The sequence below is a fragment of the Macrococcus epidermidis genome (genome assembly GCF_024205965.1).
In the GTDB taxonomy this organism is placed as follows: domain Bacteria; phylum Bacillota; class Bacilli; order Staphylococcales; family Staphylococcaceae; genus Macrococcoides; species Macrococcoides epidermidis.
The window spans coordinates 1,782,227-1,802,525 of record NZ_CP073819.1; the positions used below are offsets into that span (position 1 = coordinate 1,782,227).

General features: G+C 36.1%; 15 protein-coding genes. 4 read left to right on the forward strand and 11 right to left on the reverse strand.

Annotated elements, in window-relative coordinates:
- Positions 1–38 precede the first annotated feature (38 nt).
- The 3 genes from KFV12_RS13305 to tyrS form a co-directional block, all read right to left on the reverse strand.
- Positions 39–902, reverse strand: coding sequence for a TPM domain-containing protein (locus KFV12_RS13305; protein WP_302054709.1), 864 nt, complete (start codon positions 900–902; stop codon positions 39–41).
- Positions 902–1,495, reverse strand: a complete 594-nt coding sequence (locus tag KFV12_RS09415) for a LemA family protein (RefSeq protein WP_111716564.1) — start codon at positions 1,493–1,495, stop codon at positions 902–904. The genes KFV12_RS13305 and KFV12_RS09415 overlap by 1 nt, the downstream gene beginning before the upstream one ends.
- A 118-nt stretch (positions 1,496–1,613) precedes the next feature.
- A complete protein-coding gene (tyrS, locus tag KFV12_RS09420; RefSeq protein ID WP_254256641.1) occupies positions 1,614–2,870 on the reverse strand; it encodes a tyrosine--tRNA ligase in 1,257 nt (418 codons plus the stop codon).
- Positions 2,871–3,260: 390 nt separating this feature from the next.
- Between tyrS and KFV12_RS09425 the strand changes: the two genes are divergently transcribed.
- Positions 3,261–5,663, forward strand: a complete 2,403-nt coding sequence (locus tag KFV12_RS09425; protein WP_254256642.1) for a transglycosylase domain-containing protein — start codon at positions 3,261–3,263, stop codon at positions 5,661–5,663.
- A gap of 83 nt (positions 5,664–5,746) precedes the next feature.
- Here the strand turns inward: KFV12_RS09425 and KFV12_RS09430 are convergent, their stop codons facing one another.
- Positions 5,747–7,414: a formate--tetrahydrofolate ligase gene (locus KFV12_RS09430; RefSeq protein WP_254256643.1), complete on the reverse strand. Its 1,668-nt coding sequence runs from the start codon at positions 7,412–7,414 to the stop codon at positions 5,747–5,749.
- Between the two features lie 103 nt (positions 7,415–7,517).
- Positions 7,518–9,230: an acetate--CoA ligase gene (gene acsA, locus KFV12_RS09435; RefSeq protein WP_239242551.1), complete on the reverse strand. Its 1,713-nt coding sequence runs from the start codon at positions 9,228–9,230 to the stop codon at positions 7,518–7,520.
- 131 nt (positions 9,231–9,361) lie between these two features.
- Here acsA and KFV12_RS09440 point away from each other — a divergent pair, with 131 nt between their 5' ends.
- From KFV12_RS09440 to KFV12_RS09450, 3 genes are read left to right on the forward strand one after another with little or no spacing between them, the layout of a single operon-like run.
- Entirely contained in the window at positions 9,362–9,994 is a 633-nt protein-coding gene (locus KFV12_RS09440; RefSeq protein ID WP_111716556.1) for a GNAT family N-acetyltransferase, read from the forward strand.
- 9 nt (positions 9,995–10,003) lie between these two features.
- The gene (locus tag KFV12_RS09445; RefSeq protein ID WP_111716555.1) at positions 10,004–10,642 is read left to right on the forward strand and encodes a CBS and ACT domain-containing protein; all 639 of its coding nucleotides are present in this window, start codon (positions 10,004–10,006) and stop codon (positions 10,640–10,642) included.
- Positions 10,639–11,775 carry an acetoin utilization protein AcuC gene (locus KFV12_RS09450; RefSeq protein ID WP_254256644.1) on the forward strand — a complete coding sequence of 379 codons (1,137 nt, stop codon included), beginning with the start codon at positions 10,639–10,641 and terminating at the stop codon, positions 11,773–11,775. Before KFV12_RS09445 ends, KFV12_RS09450 begins: the two co-directional genes overlap by 4 nt.
- Before the next feature lie 72 nt (positions 11,776–11,847).
- On the opposite strand, the gene ccpA is transcribed toward KFV12_RS09450, so the two are convergent.
- From ccpA to KFV12_RS09480, 6 genes are all read right to left on the reverse strand, one after another.
- The gene (gene ccpA / locus KFV12_RS09455) at positions 11,848–12,837 is read right to left on the reverse strand and encodes a catabolite control protein A (protein WP_111716551.1); all 990 of its coding nucleotides are present in this window, start codon (positions 12,835–12,837) and stop codon (positions 11,848–11,850) included.
- Between the two features lie 85 nt (positions 12,838–12,922).
- Positions 12,923–13,993: a bifunctional 3-deoxy-7-phosphoheptulonate synthase/chorismate mutase gene (locus KFV12_RS09460; RefSeq protein ID WP_133423999.1), complete on the reverse strand. Its 1,071-nt coding sequence runs from the start codon at positions 13,991–13,993 to the stop codon at positions 12,923–12,925.
- Between the two features lie 82 nt (positions 13,994–14,075).
- Entirely contained in the window at positions 14,076–14,615 is a 540-nt protein-coding gene (locus KFV12_RS09465; RefSeq protein WP_239242553.1) for a YtxH domain-containing protein, read from the reverse strand.
- A 105-nt stretch (positions 14,616–14,720) separates the two neighbouring features.
- Positions 14,721–15,266 (reverse strand): DUF948 domain-containing protein, encoded by a 546-nt coding sequence (locus KFV12_RS09470; protein ID WP_099579831.1) that lies wholly within the window; start codon positions 15,264–15,266, stop codon positions 14,721–14,723.
- An 82-nt stretch (positions 15,267–15,348) separates the two neighbouring features.
- Positions 15,349–16,644 carry a UDP-N-acetylmuramate--L-alanine ligase gene (gene murC, locus KFV12_RS09475; protein WP_239242554.1) on the reverse strand — a complete coding sequence of 432 codons (1,296 nt, stop codon included), beginning with the start codon at positions 16,642–16,644 and terminating at the stop codon, positions 15,349–15,351.
- 11 nt (positions 16,645–16,655) lie between these two features.
- Positions 16,656–20,294, reverse strand: a complete 3,639-nt coding sequence (locus tag KFV12_RS09480) for a DNA translocase FtsK (protein WP_254256645.1) — start codon at positions 20,292–20,294, stop codon at positions 16,656–16,658.
- Positions 20,295–20,299: the final 5 nt, after the last annotated feature.

The window sequence follows — 20,299 nt, forward strand, 5'->3', positions numbered from 1 at the left end:
AAGGACTAACAACAAATTATGTTGTTAGTCCTTTTTATTTAGAATCCTCTGCCGGCGCCACCGCCACCAAAGTCTCCACCGCCAAATCCACCGCCGCCGAATCCTCCGCCACCGAATCCTCCTGAAGAGAATCCGCCGCCGAAACCTCCACCGGTTGGGAAGAAGATGACTGGTCCTGATGAACGTCTACGTCCACCACCACCGCCTCCTCGGCCACCTCCCATAAAGATAGAGATGACAAGGTATAATAAGAATAATCCAATCAATATTTCGAATACACTAATGCCATCTGAACTATTATCGACCATCGGTGTATCTCGCGTATATTTTTCACCATCGAATCCATAACTTTTACTGACTTCATCAAATATTGCATTGTAAAGTTTTCCAAGCCCCTGAGCATACAGCGCCTTACTCTCAGCACTTTTACCTTTAGGATCAGCTGCAAGCGCCTTTTGTACATCAGGCATTGCATACTTATCAATCATAGCTCCGACTTTCGCATCATTTAAGACGCCTTCCAAACCATAACCAACTTGTACTTCAATACCTCTATTTCTAAATTCATTACCGTTATCTAAGTTAAACAAAATCACTATCCCGTTGTTTTTCTCTTTATCTCCGACGCCGTATTCACGCCCAACGCGAAGTGCATAATCTCCTCTTACTTCTTGCCCTATCGACGGCATCGTCATGATTAAGATTTCAGCGGTAGTACCTTTTTGTAACGTTTCACCACGCTGATTGAGAAAATCTTTTTCATTTTGTTTGAATATGCCGAGATGGTCCTGAACAAAAATAGGTTGTTCAAGCTTTGGCAATGGCTCAGCTGCATTCGCCGGTAAAGTAATCGTGAAGATTAAAAAGAGCGCGATAAAAATCGCGAACTTTTTCTTTAACATTATTTACTTTCTCCATCAGCGTTAAAATCGATACTTGGTGCTTTATTTGCAGCTTCATCGGCTTTAAAGAATTCTTTCTTTTCAAATCCAAGCATACCAGCATATAATGCTGTAGGGAAACTTCTTACCGCTTTGTTATACGTTGTAACGATATCATTGTAATCATTACGCGCTACAGCGATACGGTTTTCTGTACCAGCTAATTCATCACGTAAACCTGTAAACTGCGTATCTGCTTTTAGTTCAGGATAATTTTCCTGAATCGCAATTAAACGACTTAATGCTGAGTTTAACTCGGCATTGGCATTCGCTTTATCTTCCATTGAACCATTTTCTTTTGCACCAGCTAATTTAGCACGTGCATCAGAAACATCTTTAAATACTTTTTCTTCGTGTTTTGCATAACCTTTTACAGTTTCAACTAAGTTTGGAATTAAGTCCAGACGTCTTTGTAACTGTGTATCAACCTTTGCTTCCGCATTTTGCACATCAGCATCGAGTCCGACAAGTTTATTGTATGGACCAATTAACATACTACCAACAATTAATAATAAAACAACTAATCCAATAATAGGTATTAATAATTTTTTCATATCATTTCTCCTTTTAATTAAGTATTTATTTTTACCCTCTAAATTGCCTTCTAAACGCTTTCAGTAAAGAAATATTAAAGAGATGGAGCACATGCTCCATCTCTAAATATTAAATCATTTATTTATATGTAATCATAAAGTACTTTTTCTTACCACGGCGAATTATTGTAAATTCATCTTCAATTTTATCTGCTGAAGTAATTTCATGACTTGTATCTGTAACTTTTTCACCGTTCAATGAAATCGCTCCGTTCGTAATATCTTCACGTGCCTGACGTTTACTTGGCGCAATACCCGCTTCAATTAATACGTCAACCAGATTCGTATTTTCTACAGCTTTCTGCGGTACATCTTTAAAGCTCGTACGTAACTGATCTGCTGTCAAGGCTTTTAAATCACCTTTAAATAAAGCCTGAGTGATATTGATCGCTTCTTCTAAAGCTGCTTCGTCATGTACATATTTCGTAACTTCTTCAGCCAATTTTTTCTGAGCTAAACGTAAATGTGGTTCTGTCTCAACTGACTTTTCTAACACATCAATTTCTTCTTTACTTAAGAATGTAAAGTATTTTAAGAATTTAATTACATCGCTATCCGGAGTGTTAATCCAGAACTGGTAGAACTCGTACGGGCTAGTCTTCGTACGATCTAACCAGACAGCGCCACCTTCAGATTTACCGAATTTCTTGCCGTCTGACTTTACAACTAATGGTACTGTCATACCAAATGCTTCCACTTCACCGTACATACGACGCATTAATTCTAAACCACTCGTAATGTTCCCCCACTGGTCACTACCACCGATTTGAAGTTTAACATTGTGTGCTTTGTTTAAATGACCGAAGTCAATCGCCTGTAATATTGTATAAGTGAACTCCGTAAAAGAAATACCTGTCTCTAAACGTGATGCAATACTATCCTTGCTTAATAAGTAATTTACACCAACATGTTTCCCGTAGTCACGTAAGAATGTTAATAGATCAATTTGACCTAACCAGTCTTTATTATCAACACGCATCGCACCTGTATCGCCACCGAAATCAAATAATTGTTCCATTTGCGCAGAAATTCCATCTACGTTGCGTTGAACTTGATCTAATGTCTGTAACGTACGTTCATCTGTACGACCTGATGGATCCCCGATCATTCCTGTAGCGCCACCGATTAATACAACAGGACGATGACCGTGTTGCTGGAATCGTTTTAATGTCATGAAGGGTAACAAGTGACCAATATGCAAGCTGTCTGCTGTTGGATCAGTTCCACAATATACACTGACACGCTCCTTATTCAGTAATGCTTCAATCTCTTCAGGATGTGTTTCTTGATAGATTAAACCTCTCCATCTTAAATCTTCTAATAATGCATTTGCCATCTTTGTTCCTCCTCTAAATTTTATTGTTTAAATTGCTGATATAGATAAGACTTTAAAATCAATAAATGATTAATAATAAAATAAAAAAACACCCCTACAAAAAAATGTAAGGGTGCTCATGCACGGTACCACCATACTTATGATAAAATCATCACTTATTAATGAAAAAGGTCATTATCCTTAAGGTCGAAAGTTTAGGTGTATTCATATGTTCATTGCTTAGTTTGCACCAACCACTAAGTCTCTTCATTCAATGTGTCATACTACTTGTCCTAAAAACCTTTATATTCAGTTCAATTTAAATTATGATACTAGTGTAAACAATAGATTCTATGACGTCAAGTCCCTGAAATTATGATATACTAAAAAAATATTCAGGAGGAAATTTGTATGCCGAAAAAACAACGTCAAATATTCAAACCTAAACAAACGAAAGATAATATAAAATCAACTTTTAAGTCTATTGAATTTACCCCTTACGTATGGTTTCACGGTATTTACGAAACACTTACACGTACTATTCTGTTCTTGTTAGTAACGGGATTACTCATCGGTACTTTACTTTTAGGACTCGGCACAGGTTATTTTTTAGCGCTTGTTAAAGATGAACCCGTAAAAAATAATACTGCGCTGAAAAAATCATTATATGAAATGACACAGAGTACTACCGTTTATTTCGGTACCGGTGAGTCACTTGGTACACTTAATGCTGATATACAACGTGAAGTCATTAAGTATAATAAAATGAGTCCCCATGTCGTCGATGCATTAATTGCTACAGAAGACGAAAATTTCTATAAACATAATGGTATCGTACCAAAAGCTTTTATCCGTGCAACTGCACAAGAGTTTTTAAATATGGGTGTCACAAGCGGGGGTAGTACGCTAACACAACAACTCATTAAGAACCAGCTGCTGACGAATGAAACTTCATTTAAACGTAAAGCAAAAGAAATGATGCTTTCATTTAAAGTTGAGAAATCACTCTCTAAAAAAGAAATTATTGAAGCTTATTTAAATGTTGTCAGCTTTGGTCGCAATACAAATGGTCAAAATATTGCTGGAGTTCAGGCTGCAGCACAAGGTATATTCGGTGTTGACGCAAATAAATTAAATATCGCTCAAGCAGCTTATATTGCAGGAATGCCTCAAAATCCTTATACATACACACCGTTCTTACAAACAGGAAAGATTAAGAAAGATAAAGACTTAAAGTTCGGTTTTGAACGTCAACAATACGTGCTAATGCGTATGTATCAAGAGAAAAAAATTACGAAAGCGCAATATGAACAGGCTAAAAAATTTAATCTAAAAAAATCATTTACGAAAGATTTCGAAGTACCTAACGAAAAGTATCCATTCTTAACTCAGGAAGTTGAATCACGTGCAATTGATATTCTAAAATATATATTCGCTGAAAAAGATAATATTTCTCGCCAGGAATTAGATGAAACACCTGTATTAGAAGAAAAATATGTCGGTATCGCAAATCGTGCTATTCGAAATAATGGTTACATCATCGATACGACAATTCATAAGAAAATTTTTGATACGATGGATCAGATTAAAGATAACCCAAATTACTATTCTTATGCCAGAAATGCAAATGTTAATGGTAAAACAAAACCAATCAATATGGAAGTCGGCGTTCTATTAAAAGAAAATGACTCTGGTAAAATTTTGTCATTCATCGGTGGGCGTAATCATAATGATTCTCAAAATAACCATGCGACTAAAACGAAACGTTCTCCGGGTTCAACAATCAAACCATTATTAACGTATGCACCAGCAATTGAGTATGGTGTTACTGCACCGGAAGCATCATTACTTGATAAACGATTTAATTATAATGGTTACTCGCCTGAGAACTATGCAAGAATGGAATACAACGTTGTAACAACGCGTTATGCATTAGAGAACTCACTGAACTTAAGTACATTACGTTTATACTCTGGCATTCAGGATAGAAAGCCATGGGAATTATTGCAGAAAATGAACTTTAATATACCGAAGTCAGAACAAGAGAACTTATCATTAACGCTCGGTGCAACAGATATTACGTTAGAAAACAATGTCGATGGATTTTCTACTTTAGCAAATAAAGGGAACTATCAGGAAAGCTATATGATTGAGTCAATTAAAACGCGTGACGGGAAAGTCATCTATCAGCACAAAGCGCGTCCTATTCGCATTTACAGTCCTGAAACATCTTATATTATGACAGATATTCTGCGTGGCGTATTAGATACAGGTAGTGGTTATCAGTTAAAAGGAACATTTATGTACAACCAGGACTGGGCAGGAAAAACAGGTACAGCGCAAGAAGGTAAAGATAGTTTATTTATCGGCTATAATCCAAAAGTAACAATGGGCATCTGGATGGGATATGACGTCCCCACTTCATTTGATGAAGAAAATCATTACCAGTTACGATTATGGCGTGATATTATCAATCAGATTACCACTCAGGATCAGCTACAGATGGGTGTAGGCGAAAGATTTAATCAGCCTGATGGTGTTAAAACGATTGAAATGTGTCAATATACAATGTCTCAAAAAGGATCTTGCGATAGTGGTGAACCTGTGAAGCAAAGCTTAGTGTGGAGTAAGACAGATACTTCACAAAAGATATTAGATGACTATAAAGTATTATCTCGTTTAGGTGAGAAACTAGATCCTGAAACAAGAAAGAAAATCTCATCCAAACAAAGTGCAGCAGATACTTTATCAAAAGCAAATCAAAATGCAAAACCAACAAATGATAAGAAGAAAGATAATCAAACTCAGCAATAAATCAAGCCTCCACGATTCATTTCGTGGAGGCTCTATTTAAAAAAACTCACTAAAAATAATTTTAGTGAGTTTTTTTATATGGATTAGAATAACCCTACTGCATTGCCGTCTGCATCAACATCCATTTTTAAAGCTGCTGGTTGTTTCGGTAAACCTGGCATTGTCATGATATCACCTGTTAGTGCAACGATAAATCCTGCACCAGTTTTAGGAATTAATTCACGAATTGTAACATTAAATCCTGATGGACGTCCTAATTTCGTAGGATCATCAGAGAATGAGTATTGCGTCTTCGCCATACATACTGGATATTCATTCCATCCATTATCAGCAATTGTTTTAAGTTGCTTTCTAGCTTTCTCTGCAAAAACTACATCATCTGCACCGTAAATTTTTTGAACAATTGTACGGATTTTCTCTTCAACTGGCATAGATAAATCATATAAATGTTTGAAATCTTGTGGTGTTTCTAATACTTCAAGTACTAATTTAGCTAGCTCAACGCCGCCTTTTCCACCATGTTCCCAAACTTCCGTTAATGCTAATTTTACATTTTGTTCTTTTGTCCAGTTTTGAACGAATTCACGTTCAGCATCAGTGTCAGTAACAAAGTTGTTTAAAGCAATAACCGGCTCAACACCAAATAATCTTAAATTCTCAATATGCTTTTCTAAGTTTTGGATACCTGATTTTAATGCTTCAACATTTTCATTTGAAAGTTCTGTTTTAGCAACGCCACCATGCATTTTTAATGCACGAATAGTAGCTACAACAACGATTGCATCTGGTTTAATATCTGCTTTTCGTGCTTTAATGTCCATAAATTTCTCAGCACCTAAGTCAGAACCGAATCCTGATTCAGTAACAACGATATCTGCTAATTTACGTGCAGTCTTCGTTGCGATAATTGAGTTACAACCGTGTGCGATATTTGCAAATGGTCCACCGTGGATTAAGGCTGGTGTGCCTTCAATTGTTTGCACTAAGTTTGGTTTTAATGCATCCTTAAGGATTAAAGTTAACGCGCCTTCTACACCTAAATCTTTAACTGTAACTGGTTTACGATCATACGTATAACCAATTGTCATCTTACCTAAGTTTTCTTTTAAGTCAGTGATGTTATTTGATAAACAGAATACTGCCATGATTTCAGAAGCAACAGTAATATCGAAACCATCTTCACGTGGTACACCTTTGAAAGGTCCACCAAGACCAACAACGACTTGACGTAATGTACGATCGTTCATATCAATAACACGTTTCCACTCAACACGACGTGGATCAATGTTTAATTGGTTACCTTGATAAATATGGTTGTCGATGAATGCAGCTAACGCATTATTTGCAGTCGTGATGGCATGTAAGTCGCCATTGAAATGTAAGTTGATTTCTTCCATCGGTAATACTTGTGCACGACCACCACCTGTAGCGCCACCTTTCATACCGAATACAGGTCCTAAACTTGGCTCACGTAAAGCAACCATAACACTTTTACCTAACTCTTTAAATGCATCTGAGATACCAACAGTTACTGTTGATTTACCTTCTCCAGCTGGTGTTGGGCTCATCGCAGTAACAAGGACAATCTTACCTTCTTTGTTTGTTGTCACTTTAGAAGTATCAATCTTTGCTTTAAAGTGGCCATAAGGCTCAACTGCATCAGCAGGGATTCCCGCTTCTTCTGCAATTTCCAAAATAGGTCGAACTGTCGCTTGGTTAGCGATTTCTAAATCTGATAAATATTTAGTCATTTTCACATTCTCCTAATCTTAAAAGTGTCTTTACTATTCCATAATAAGATAACGCTTTCAAGATGTCGACTAATTTCATATAAATTTTAAGTAAAATTTACATTTAATCTTCCATCGTTGATAAATCACCAGTTGGTAAGTCTAGTTCCCATGCTTTAAGTACACGTCGCATAATTTTACCTGAACGTGTCTTTGGTAATTTATCTTTAAATTCTATTTCTCGCGGTGCTGCATGTGCTGCAAGACCTTCTTTTACAAACACTCTGATTTCTTCTTTTAGCTCATCACTTTCTTTATAACCATCACGTAAAGCAATAAATGCTTTAATGATTTCACCGCGAACTGGATCCGGCTTACCGATGACCCCTGCTTCCTGAACGGCAGGATGCTCAACAAGCTTTGATTCAACTTCAAAAGGTCCAACACGTTCTCCTGCAGTCATAATTACATCATCGACACGACCCTGGAACCAGAAATATCCATCTTCATCCATATAAGCACTATCACCTGAAATATACCAATCACCCGGTAAGAAGTAAGATTGATACTTTGGTTCATTATTCCAGATGGTCTTCATCATCGATGGCCAACCAGCTTTCATCGCTAAATTCCCCATTCTGTTTGGTGGTAACTCATTACCTAAATCATCTACGATAGCTGCCTGAACACCTGGCAAAGGTTTACCCATAGAACCTGATTTAATATCCATATCTGGTATATTTACAATCATATGTGCACCCGTTTCAGTCATCCACCAAGTATCGTGAATGCGAAGTTTAAATACTTTATCTCCCCATTTTACAACTTCAGGGTTTAATGGTTCACCAACTGATAATATATGTCTTAAATGTGATAAATCATACTTTTCAACAAGTTCATCTCCTGCTCCCATTAACATACGGAAAGCTGTTGGTGCTGAATACCAGACAGTCACTTTAAACTGTTCCAGAATACCATACCATCCTTCAGGTGAGAATCTTCCCCCAGCGATGACATTTGTTGCACGGTTTAACCATGGTGCGAATATACCGTAACTTGTTCCAGTTACCCACCCAGGATCTGCTGTACACCAATATACATCATCTTCTTTTAAGTCTAATACGTAAAGTCCTGAAATATAATGCTGAATCATTGCATTCTGTACATGTAATACACCTTTAGGTTGTCCAGTTGAGCCAGACGTGTAATGCAGAATCAATCCATCGTCACGTGTTAACCATTCTACATCAAACTCCGTTGATGCAGCTTTAAAATGATGATTAAAATCTATGTATTTATCTTCGACATTATCATCGATTACGACGATATGTTGTAAATGCGGTAATTCACTTTGTGGAATGCGTCCAAGTAAGCTATTTGTCGTGATGATGACACTTGCTTCACTATTTTCCAGACGATCTTTTACTGCTTTCTCCATAAACGCTTCAAATAAAGGACCAACGATAGCTCCAATCTTAAGCGTGCCGAGTAATGCAAAATAAAGTTCAGGTGAACGTGGCATAAAGATAAAGACGCGATCCCCTTTTTTCACGCCTGCTTCTTTCACCAATACATTCGCAGCTTTATTAGAATTCTCCATCATTTGTTTAAATGTATAGTTTTCATTTCTGCTCGCATCTTTATAAAGTAATGCAACTTTATCTCCATATCCATCTTCGACATGTTTATCGATACATTCATATGCCATATTTACTTTTCCTGTTTCAGACCATGAGAAATGCTTCTCAATCTCTTTCCAGTCAAAGTTCTCATACGTTTTATCATAATCCTTTAAATTATGATTACCTGCTGTTGCCTTAAAAATTTCTGTCTTCACAATAAATCCCCCTTGTAAACGTTTTCAATATTTCCATTTTTATTATATAATAAAATTAACTGATAATTCAAAAAATATGCAAATTTTTATGTATTTAATAATATATTTCATTAACACTACAAGGAGGATGCATGAAACATATAAAAACCTATCACAAATCGACGTATACATTTAATGACCGCGAATTAATAATAGAAGGCCCTGTTGATGGTCATACGCTTCAAAAATATACCTTTGATAAAGGACTCGTAGCTTTTCGACGACCGGATGAACAATTTGAAGCAATCATAGAAATTGCTGATCTCGAAGAAGGACGTATCATTATTTGTCGCGATGGTATTAACATCATTGGGTATACTACCTACTTATATCCAGATCCGTTGGAACGGTGGTCCAATGGTAACCTTGAATTTATTTTAGAACTTGGTGCAATTGAAATTAGTAAAGATTATCGTGCATTAGGATTAGGGAGTGAAATGCTGAGAGTTGCTATGATGGATGATGCCATGGAAGATTTTATCGTTATTACGACAGAATATTACTGGCACTGGGATTTAAAGAATAGTGGTCTTGATGTGTTTCAATACAAAGAGATTATGCAGAAAATGATGGGCAGCTGTGGTATGAAAGTATTTTCAACCAATGACCCGGAAATTACGAGTCATCCTGCCAATTCACTCATGGCACGAATCGGCAAACGGATTAATAATGAACAGATTCAGGCGTTTGATAATTTAAGGTTTCTAAACAGATTTTTCTTATAGGAGGATGCTATGTTAGTTGAACGAATAATGACAAGTCCTTGTATTACATTCAATGTAGAGGGCACAATAGAAGAAATCATCACTTTAATGCATGAAAAAAATATCCATCATGTCCCAATTGTTGATGATGACAATAGACTGCTCGGCATTATTAGCGACCGAGATATTAAACAGGCATTGCCGTCAAACTTACAAGACCGTCTTGTTCTGGATTTAAATGTACCGATAACAAAGATTATGGCGAAAAACGTTATTACATGTCATCCACTCGATTTCGTAGAAGAAATTGCGCTAGACTTTTACAATGAGAATATCGGTAGTATTCCTGTCGTGAAACGAGGCAAAGTTGTTGGTATCGTCACTGCTAAAGACATGTTGAATACTTTTATCGAACTGACAGGCGTCGTAACACCAGGAACAACAATTCAAATTCAAATACCGGATATTCCGGGCAATCTTCACGAAGTGACTGAAGTGTTCCATAGATTTAAGACCGGAATAGAAAGTGTCCTCGTATTTCGTGATAAAAAAAATCCAGGCAAAAAAATCGTAAGCGTACGTATGATGTCAATGCATCCTCAAACAATCATTGCTGAACTCGAGGCCAAAGGATTTCAGGTATACAATCCAATGGAAAACAGCCTATGACGTTATTTGTATATGATGATGCACTGCTCGCATACCGTTTCAGTAACGATCACCCTTTCAATCAAATGCGATTACTGTTAACGAAAACATTGCTAGAAGCTTTACAGTTACTGCCTGAAGATAAAATCATTACACCTCGTATTGCTACAGACGAGGAGTTATTACTTGGGCATCAACCAGAGTATATTCAAGCTGTTAAAGATGCAGGAGAGAATACTTTAATCACATCAGAATGTGAGAAGTTTGGTCTGAATTCAAATGATACGCCAAACTTTGAAGGCATGCATGATAAATGTGCGACACTCGTAGGAGCAACGTTAACAGCTGTAGATGCTGTCATGACCGGACAGACTAAAACAGCTTGCAACTTTGGTGGTGGATTACATCATGGATTCCGAGGTCGTGCTTCCGGATTTTGTATCTATAATGATTCCACTGTTGCGATTGAATATATGAGACAAAAGTATAATAAACGCGTGCTTTATATCGATACAGATGCCCATCATGGAGACGGCGTTCAATTTTCATTTTATAATGATAACGATGTCTTCACATATTCAATCCATGAAACAGGAAGATATTTATTTCCGGGTACAGGAACAATCCATGAAAAGGGAGACGGTAACGGTTATTTATATAGTATGAACTTACCTGTAGATGCCTATACTGAAGATGACTCTTTTCTTCATGTATTCCGAGAAAGCCTGATTAAAGCATGTGAATTCTTTAAACCTGATATTATACTGAGTCAAAATGGTGCAGATGCTCATTACCTTGACCCATTGACACATTTATCTGTCACACATCGAACATACCAGACAATTCCTCAAATCGTTAATCAGTGTGCTGCAAAGTATACAGACGGTAAGTGGATTGCAATCGGTGGCGGTGGATATAATATCTTTCAGGTCGCACCACTTGCCTGGGCACAAGTTTATAATGCGATGTTAGGCAATCCTCCTTTAACAGGAGAGATTCCGAAGTCCTGGATTGATAAATGGCAGCCGAAATCAAAGATAAAGATGCCACATACATGGAATGAGGATCTGAAAAATTACGAGGCAATCCCTAGAAGGTTGGATATCGAAGAAAAAAATCAACAGACACTTCAGAGAATTTTAATGCATTATTAAATTAACAAAATAAATATCATATTATTCATAAAAAAATAAGCGATTAAACTGATTCAGTTTAATCGCTTATTTTTATTTCGTAGTACCTCTATAGACGATACTGTATGGTAATGTTACCTTTGATTCTTCAATTTGTTCATCATTCATATATTTAGTAAGTAATCGCATACCGACAGCACCGATATCATAAAGTGGTTGCATCACACTTGATAATTTTGGACGAACCATCTTAACAAGACGTGTGTTATTGAAACTAATCACCTGTAATTCATTTGGTATATCTTTCCCATCATCTTGAGCTGCATGAACAATGCCGATTGCCTGTTCATCACTGATACACATAATCACTTCAGGGTTTTGTGATTTAATTGCTTCGTATGCTTTCTCGCCATCTAAATATTGTTCTTGTCCGATGTAAATAGATGATTCATCAAGTTCAATATTATTAGCTGAAAGTACTGACTTCATACCTTCTAATATATCAATTTGCGCTTTCTCTGAGTAACCTCCGCCAACGAAAGCAAACTTTTTCACCCCATCTTGAACGAACTTCTCGGTAATTTCCTTACTTGCATTAACGTAGTCTATATTTACTGCTGGTAAACTTGCATCCAGGTCATGTGTACCTGATACCACGACTGGAACAGAAGACGTCTTAATAATATTTGTCGTTTCTTTAGATAAAGTACCGCCTAAGAAAATAATACCATCAACTTGTTTAGATAATAAATTGTTGAAGATTTCCTGTTCTTTTTGTGCATCGTTATCTGAGTTTGAAATGATTGTCTGATATTTATACATCGTTGCAATATCTTCTAATCCACGTGCTAATTCAGAATAATAAACATTTGAAATATCAGGAATGATAACACCAACTGTCGTTGTTTTTTTACTTGCTAGACCACGTGCAACTGCATTCGGTCTATAGTTTAATCTTTTAATTACTTCATTAACTCTATCTCTTGTCGCTGGTTTCACGTTTGGATTGCCGTTCACCACACGAGAGACAGTTGCCATCGAAACTTTTGCTTCGCGAGCAACATCATATATTGTAACTGTCATTTTATCCTCCTGTAACCGTTTTATTTATTATTCTAACACGTTTTCATAACTTTTTCATTTTTCAAGTTAGCAAATTCACAAATTGTTAATAATTTCGTGCTGCCTTTGTAATTTCCTGATAGAAAGTTTCAAATTCGTTAAGGTCCATCTGTTGACCTGCATCACTCAATGCAACAGACGGATCAGGATGTACTTCTGCCATCACACCATCTGCTCCAACTGCTAAAGCTGCACGTGCAACTGGTAACATAATATCTTTACGACCCGTTGAATGCGTCACATCTACCAATACAGGCAGATGCGTACCTTGTTTAAGAATTGGTACTGCAGATATATCTAATGTATTTCGTGTCGCTTTCTCATAGGTTCTAATACCTCGTTCACAAAGTATGATCTTATTATTACCATTGGCATAAATATACTCGGCAGCATAGATAAATTCCTCAATTGTAGCACTTAATCCTCGTTTTAAAAGAATTGGTTTATTTGTTTTTCCCGCTTCTTTTAATAATTCGAAATTCTGCATATTACGTGCACCGATCTGAAATACATCCACATATGGATCAGCAAGATCAAAATGGTTTGGATTAACAATTTCACTTACAACATTTAAGTCATAGCGTTTTTTCATTTCACCTAATATCTTTAGACCTTCAACACCTAGTCCCTGGAAGTCATAAGGAGAAGTTCTTGGTTTAAATGCACCGCCTCTAATAAATTGCTCACCTTTTTGATGTAAATTTTTCGCAACTGCATCCACCTGTTCAATAGATTCTACTGAACATGGACCAAATACAAATGACTTTTTACCGTCACCAATAATCGCTCCATTATCAAAAGAAACAATCGTATCTTCTGGTTTTAATTTACGTGATACTAAAAGATGCTTTTCACTATTTGATTTTTGTAATTCTGTCGATGCTTTAAAGATTTCTTTAAACAACTGCTTGATCACATTATCATCAAATGGTCCATCGTTTTTATCCAGTAACATGTTAATCATTTCTTTTTCACGTTCAGGGTCATAAATTGCAGTGCCTTGTTTACGCTTTTCTTCACCTATTTGTTTAGCGATTTCACCGCGTTCGCTCAGTAACTTTAAGATTTCAATATTAATTGCTTCTATTCTGTCTCGTAAATGATTCAATTCATTCATCGCTATAACCTCTTTTATATAAATTAAAAAAATAGTAGACCGTCAGCCTACTATTTTATCATAATCCGAAAAAATTTGTATATTATTTGTTTCTTGCTTTATTATCAGCATCTTTAGCTGTTTTTATTGTTTGTTCACGTTCTGTTAAAGCTTCATCTTTAATCGGTGTATCTAATGATTTATCTACAATTGCAATCGGTTGTGCTAATGTATCGTCGTTTACTTCAGATTTAATCGCTTGTTTTTGACGCTCTAATTCATTAAACGTCACATGATTATCTTTATCACTATTATTTAATTTTTGTACTGCTTTCTCTTTTAATGCTGCTGTTTTTTCTGTTAACTTTGCAGCAAATGCATTAGATTTTTCTTTGAAACCTTGTGCATTTTCAATTTGTTTATTGTAATGATCCACTGATTTCGCTTTTAAACTTTCTGACTTTTGACTTAAATCCTGTTGTAAATCTTTACCTGCTTTCGGTGCAACAAGTAAACCGATAAATGAGCCAACAACTAATCCCGCAGTTAAACCGATTGAAAAGTCACGTGCTGTTGTATCTTTTTGAACTTTATATTCTTTTACTGTATGTGTATGTAAGTCTCTATTATAAGTATTTGTCATTTTTAAACGCCTCCGTTAATGTATTAATGATTGTTATTGATTACTTAATCTTTATTTTATTCAAAAAATAAAGGAATGTACAATATGTACATTCCCAATTAATGATTATTTTAAACCAGCATTGATTTTATCTTGGTCTAAATGATCACCTTTAGTATGTGTTTCATTAAAATTGTTTTGGTTAACATGGTTCTCGTAATTCGGAGTTGTTGTTTCAGCAAAGTTAACTGAATTACGACGTTGTTTTCTCATTTGCCATTTGTCAGCAACTTCCATCGCTACGTTTGACCATTGAACAACTTGAGAAATTTTGTCTTCGTTTTGTGAGATATTATGAGTGATTGAAGAAGTAACATTATCCACTGAACTGTTTAAGTTTTGAACCGTTGAACCGATACCACTTACTGCATCAACAACTGTATTTAATTTTTGAGCTTTAACCTGAACATCTTCAGCTAAGCGATTTGTTTTGTGTAATAAATCAGTTGATTCACGTGTAATACCTTGAATTTGTCCTTCAACACCGTCAAGTGTTTTAGCAACATGGTCTAAATTCTTCTTAACTGACATTAAAGTCAACCCTAAGAAGATACATAATACTAAAAATGCAATTGCAGCGATTAATCCTGCGATTGGTAAAATCCATTCCATAAAAACGCCTCCTATTATTTATAACTCTTGTTATTTAGTCAAATACCCTGCTGAATAAAGCTTAAACATACTTTGTGTAACGTTATATAAGATTTTCATAAGATTTCTGAACTTTTTGTATATCGCCAGCACCCATAAATATAATAACGCTGTTTTCATGTGTGTTCAATTGAGCAACTGACGTCTCACTGATAAGTTCAGCATTGGGAATTAACGTCTGTAAATCCTTGATTGTAAGTTCTCCAGATGATTCTCTTGCAGAACCGAATATATCACATAAATAAGTTTTGTCGGCCACTTTTAAACTATCTGCAAATTCCTGCAGAAATGCACTCGTTCTTGAGAAAGTATGCGGTTGGAAAACTGCTACAATTTCTTTATTCGGATATTTTTTTGATGCAGATTCTAATGTTGCTTTAATTTCAGTTGGATGATGTGCATAGTCATCAATTAAGATTTGTGTACCAAATTTCTTTTCACTAAAACGACGTTTCACACCACCAAAAGTAGCTAATGCATCCTTAATTGCAGCCATATCTAAGTCTTCAAGATAACAAATTGTAATTACGGCTAAAGCATTGAGTACTTGATGATTACCAAACATCGGCGTTTTGAAATGATCAATAAACTTACCGTCAATATAGACATCAAATGTCGTTCCATTATCTACAGATTCAACATTTTTAGCAGTGACTTTGTTATGTTCACCTAATCCATAATAGTAGATTGGTACATCTGCTTTTAATCCTTTAAGATTTTCATCATCTCCACATGCTACAATCGCCTTCTTCACTTTATATGACATTTCCTGGAATGCACTGAACACGTCTTCTAAAGATTTAAAGTAATCGGGATGATCGAAATCTACGTTCGTAATAATCGCATAGTCAGGTGAATAACTTAAGAAGTGACGACGATATTCACAAGCTTCAAAGGCAAAGTATTCACTGCCTGGCATACCCATACCTGTACCATCACCAATTAAGAATGATGTTTTTTTATCTCCATTCATCACATGAGATAAAAGACCTGTTGTACTCGTTTTACCATGAGCGCCAGTTACTGCTACAGAAATGTAACGACTCATAAAGTCTCCTAAGAACTTATGATAGCGAATCACTTCTAAACCTAACACTTTTGCACGGACAATCTCTTCATGATCGTCGGGAAATGCATTCCCAGCAATAACAGTCATACCTTCTTTAATATTATCTGCATTGAATGGAAGGATTGTAATCCCTTTATCACGCAAACCTATCTCCGTAAAAAATTCCTTTTCGATATCTGAACCTTGAACCTGTTCACCCATATCGAATAAGATATGTGCTAATGCACTCATTCCTGAACCTTTAATACCAACGAAATGATATAAAGTCATGTGCTCATCTCCTAATATTCTGCTTGTTTTTCCGTTATTAATACTGCTCTTGGTTTAGAGCCGTTCTGGCCACTAACGTAACCCATTTCTTCCAGCTGATCGATAATGCGTGCAGCACGATTATAACCAATCTGGAATCTACGTTGAATTTGAGATGTTGAAATATGACCTTCATCAATCATAAAATCACAAATTTCATTAAATAATTCATCTTTAGGTGTTTCCGAAACTTTCTTCAGCAATTCTTTTTCCTGAAATAAATAATTCGGTTCACCTTGTGTCTTGACATATTGAACAACTGCATCTATTTCTTCATCAGAAACAAAGTTACCTTGAATTCGAATTGGTTTATTCATTCCATTACCAAGATACAACATATCGCCATTTCCTAAAAGCTTTTCAGCTCCGCCACTATCAATGATTGTTCTTGAGTCGACTGCTGAAGAAACCATAAAGGCAATTCGCGTAGGAACATTTGCTTTAATCAGTCCTGTTATTACATTTACTGAAGGGCGTTGTGTTGCTAGAATCATATGGATACCGGCAGCACGTGCTTTTTGTGCAATACGTGCGATAGCATGCTCTACATCTTGCGGAGACATCATCATTAAATCCGCTAACTCATCGATAACGATGACAATCTTCGGTAAACGCTCTACGTAACTTACCTTCTGATTATAAGCAGTAATATTACGAACATGAATATCTGCAAATATTTTGTAACGACGTTCCATCTCTTCAACGACCCATTTTAAACTTTCTGTTGCTGCTTTCACATCTGTTATAACAGGCGCAATTAAATGCGGTAAATCATTATACGGCGCAAGTTCTACCATCTTCGGATCGATTAATAGTAATTTAAGCTCATTCGGATTATTTCTATATAATAACGAAACTAATATCGAATTGATACAAACTGATTTACCAGAACCTGTAGCTCCAGCGATTAGACCGTGAGGCATCTTAGCAAGATCCATAATCATCGGCTCGTTATTAATACGAGCACCAAGTGCTACTGTAAGTTTACTCTCTGCAAATTTCATCTTCTTACTGAATAAAACTTCGCTTAAATTTACATTACGCGTTTCAACGTTAGGTACTTCTACACCTACAAGTGAAGTGCCTGGAATCGGTGCTTCAATACGAATATCTTTAGCGGCAAGTGCCATCTTAATATCATCCTGTAAATTTGTAATGCGAGAAACTTTCACACCTTTTTCAACAGACAGTTCAAAACGTGTAACGGATGGACCGACGACAACATTTTCAACCTTTGCCGGAACATTAAAGTGGTAGAAAGCATCATCCAGCTGTGCTTTATGTTCTTCTACCCACGTTTCATCGCGTTCTACCTTATCTTCAGGATTTAATAGAGAAACCGGTGGTAACAAATATTTTGGACCGATACGCTTCGTCGGTTCTTTTTTCACTGGATACCCATTGTTGCTCACAATCTGATGAGATTGAGGTTGTGATGCAGTTACAGTAGTTGATATATTCTCTTTTACTGTTTCAATATCTTTATCTACTTCTTCTGTTTCTTTTACTTCTTCGACTGCGTTATGATCTTGCTGAACGATATTTTCCTCTGCCGTACCCTGCTGTTCAAATGACTGCTGAATATCATCTGCAATCGTAACATCTTCAGCAACGTCCGTCTGTTCAACAGCATTCAAATGATCTTTTACTTCGTTTTGTTGAATATTCTGTGACAGCTGATTTTCAGCTTGTCGTTTTTTATCCAGTAAACGGCGTTTATCACTTGGTGTCATGACGACATTGAATGGTGATACTTTCTTTTTAGGTTGTTGTGCTGATGAGATAACGGCTTGCGGCTGATGATCACGAATATTTGCTTTAATCTCATTATTTTCAACTTGAACGTAATGTCCTGAAGAAAGATGTTGATTGATATTACCTGTAACAACGCTTTGTTCTGCTTCATTTGTTTCATCTAATTGATCACTATCATCAATTGTTAACTCAGGTAGAGTCACTTCTTCTGTATTTTCAGGCGTAAGAACAGGTTCAAATGATGCGTGCGCTTTTGTAGTATCCAACTTATCAATAACGTCTTTTTCTTCAGTAGCATCTAATTCATCGAATACTTCGGTATCTTCCTCAGTTTCAATTAACGGAATAACGGGTTCTAAAGAATTTTCATCAACTGCTTCATACTCACTATCTCCAGAAACTACTACATCGACCTCTGACATTTGTTTGAAATCCGGTTCAAGTATCGGTTCTAATGATTTTGAATGTGCTGTATAAACATCTGTAGTTTCACTAATTACTTCTTCAGATTCTTCTTCTTTATATTCTATATCTTCATCAATCATCTCATAAGCATCATCATCGATTTCAATCCGTTGCTCTTCTAACGGTTCGAACGTCACATTCTCATCTAAGAATTCATCTTCTGTTGATGTTTGTTCCAATGTTTCAACGTCACGCTCTAAAAGTGTTACTTCTTCCACTTCAGCAATTTCTTCTTTACCATCATCAGCAGTTTCGTCTTCATAACTTTGTTCTTCTGCTGCTTCAATAATTGTTAAACGCTCAGCATTAGCAGGATTAAATGGTGTCTTTGTAGAATACGTATATCTTTCACCTTCAGAGATAGTGATGGCTTCTGTTTCATCAATACTTTCTTCTATTTCATGTTCTTCTATTTCACTGACATCTTCTTCACTGTCTTCAGTCAAATCAATATGATTGATAACGGGTTCGTGTACGACAACATCTTCTTCAATAATCGTTACACGTTCGTCAAATTCAGTTGTTTCCGGTTCAGCGTGAACATATTCAACATCACTTTTTTCTTCACGCATCATCGAAGATATTTCTAACTCCTGAAGTTTCTTAAGTTCACGTTCTTGTTCAAACGCTTTTTTACGCTGCAATTTTTTTTCGCGTTCACGTCTAATTTCAGCAACAATTTGAGAAGCATAGACATTCTCAATATTGACTGTATTATCTTCTTTACGATGTGTCGGGGTTGCAGGTCTCGCTTCTACTGTTTTCTTACCTTGTAGCGGCTGAATTGGTTGCTTTAAAGATGCCGGATCTTTTCTTGGCTTCGTACCATAGATAGCTGAAGGTACAACAGATGCTTTAAATTTAGGCTGATGTACACTATATTGTTTCTCACTGAATGTCTGTGTATTGTTAGCTTTATGAATGCTATTACGTTTATCCTTCGGTTGATATGAAGTATACTTTGGTGTATCGTTTAATCTTGTCTTAGGCTGATAACGATCAATAGCTTCATTATTACTTAATGATTCAGTGCGTCTTGTATGAAATGATTGCTGTTCGCTATTTCTACCTCTTCTTCTTTCACGTCTTGGAACGTAATCAGAGGAAAATGATGCTCTAATTTCTTCTGTGTTTACACTTTCATTTTGAGCAATATATGTTTCACGACGAGGTTGAACCGGTTCAATATATTCATGATTATCATCTGTAATCTGTGTATCATTAACATTATCTAGTGTACGATGATGTTCTGCTGTTTTAATATTTTCTACATTTAGTGGGAATCTGAATTTTCCTCGTGGTCTGCGATAGACATCGTCTTCATGTGTTTGATCTTGCGTATGTTCTGTTTTCTCTGATGATTCTCCAAATAGTTTATCAAACCAACTCATGTTAT

Bases quoted from the DNA above. Each gene is read 5' to 3' on its own strand.
- KFV12_RS09430 (WP_254256643.1), bottom strand. From the start codon at position 7,414: ATGACTAAATATTTATCAGATTTAGAAATCGCTAACCAAGCGACAGTT.
- KFV12_RS09465 (WP_239242553.1), bottom strand. From the start codon at position 14,615: ATGACAAATACTTATAATAGAGACTTACATACACATACAGTAAAAGAA.
- KFV12_RS09445 (WP_111716555.1), top strand. From the start codon at position 10,004: ATGTTAGTTGAACGAATAATGACAAGTCCTTGTATTACATTCAATGTA.
- KFV12_RS09470 (WP_099579831.1), bottom strand. From the start codon at position 15,266: ATGGAATGGATTTTACCAATCGCAGGATTAATCGCTGCAATTGCATTT.
- tyrS (WP_254256641.1), bottom strand. From the start codon at position 2,870: ATGGCAAATGCATTATTAGAAGATTTAAGATGGAGAGGTTTAATCTAT.
- KFV12_RS09450 (WP_254256644.1), top strand. From the start codon at position 10,639: ATGACGTTATTTGTATATGATGATGCACTGCTCGCATACCGTTTCAGT.
- KFV12_RS09440 (WP_111716556.1), top strand. From the start codon at position 9,362: ATGAAACATATAAAAACCTATCACAAATCGACGTATACATTTAATGAC.
- KFV12_RS09425 (WP_254256642.1), top strand. From the start codon at position 3,261: ATGCCGAAAAAACAACGTCAAATATTCAAACCTAAACAAACGAAAGAT.
- KFV12_RS09480 (WP_254256645.1), bottom strand. From the start codon at position 20,294: ATGAGTTGGTTTGATAAACTATTTGGAGAATCATCAGAGAAAACAGAA.
- KFV12_RS09415 (WP_111716564.1), bottom strand. From the start codon at position 1,495: ATGAAAAAATTATTAATACCTATTATTGGATTAGTTGTTTTATTATTA.
- murC (WP_239242554.1), bottom strand. From the start codon at position 16,644: ATGACTTTATATCATTTCGTTGGTATTAAAGGTTCAGGAATGAGTGCA.
- KFV12_RS13305 (WP_302054709.1), bottom strand. From the start codon at position 902: ATGTTAAAGAAAAAGTTCGCGATTTTTATCGCGCTCTTTTTAATCTTC.
- ccpA (WP_111716551.1), bottom strand. From the start codon at position 12,837: ATGACAGTTACAATATATGATGTTGCTCGCGAAGCAAAAGTTTCGATG.
- KFV12_RS09460 (WP_133423999.1), bottom strand. From the start codon at position 13,993: ATGAATGAATTGAATCATTTACGAGACAGAATAGAAGCAATTAATATT.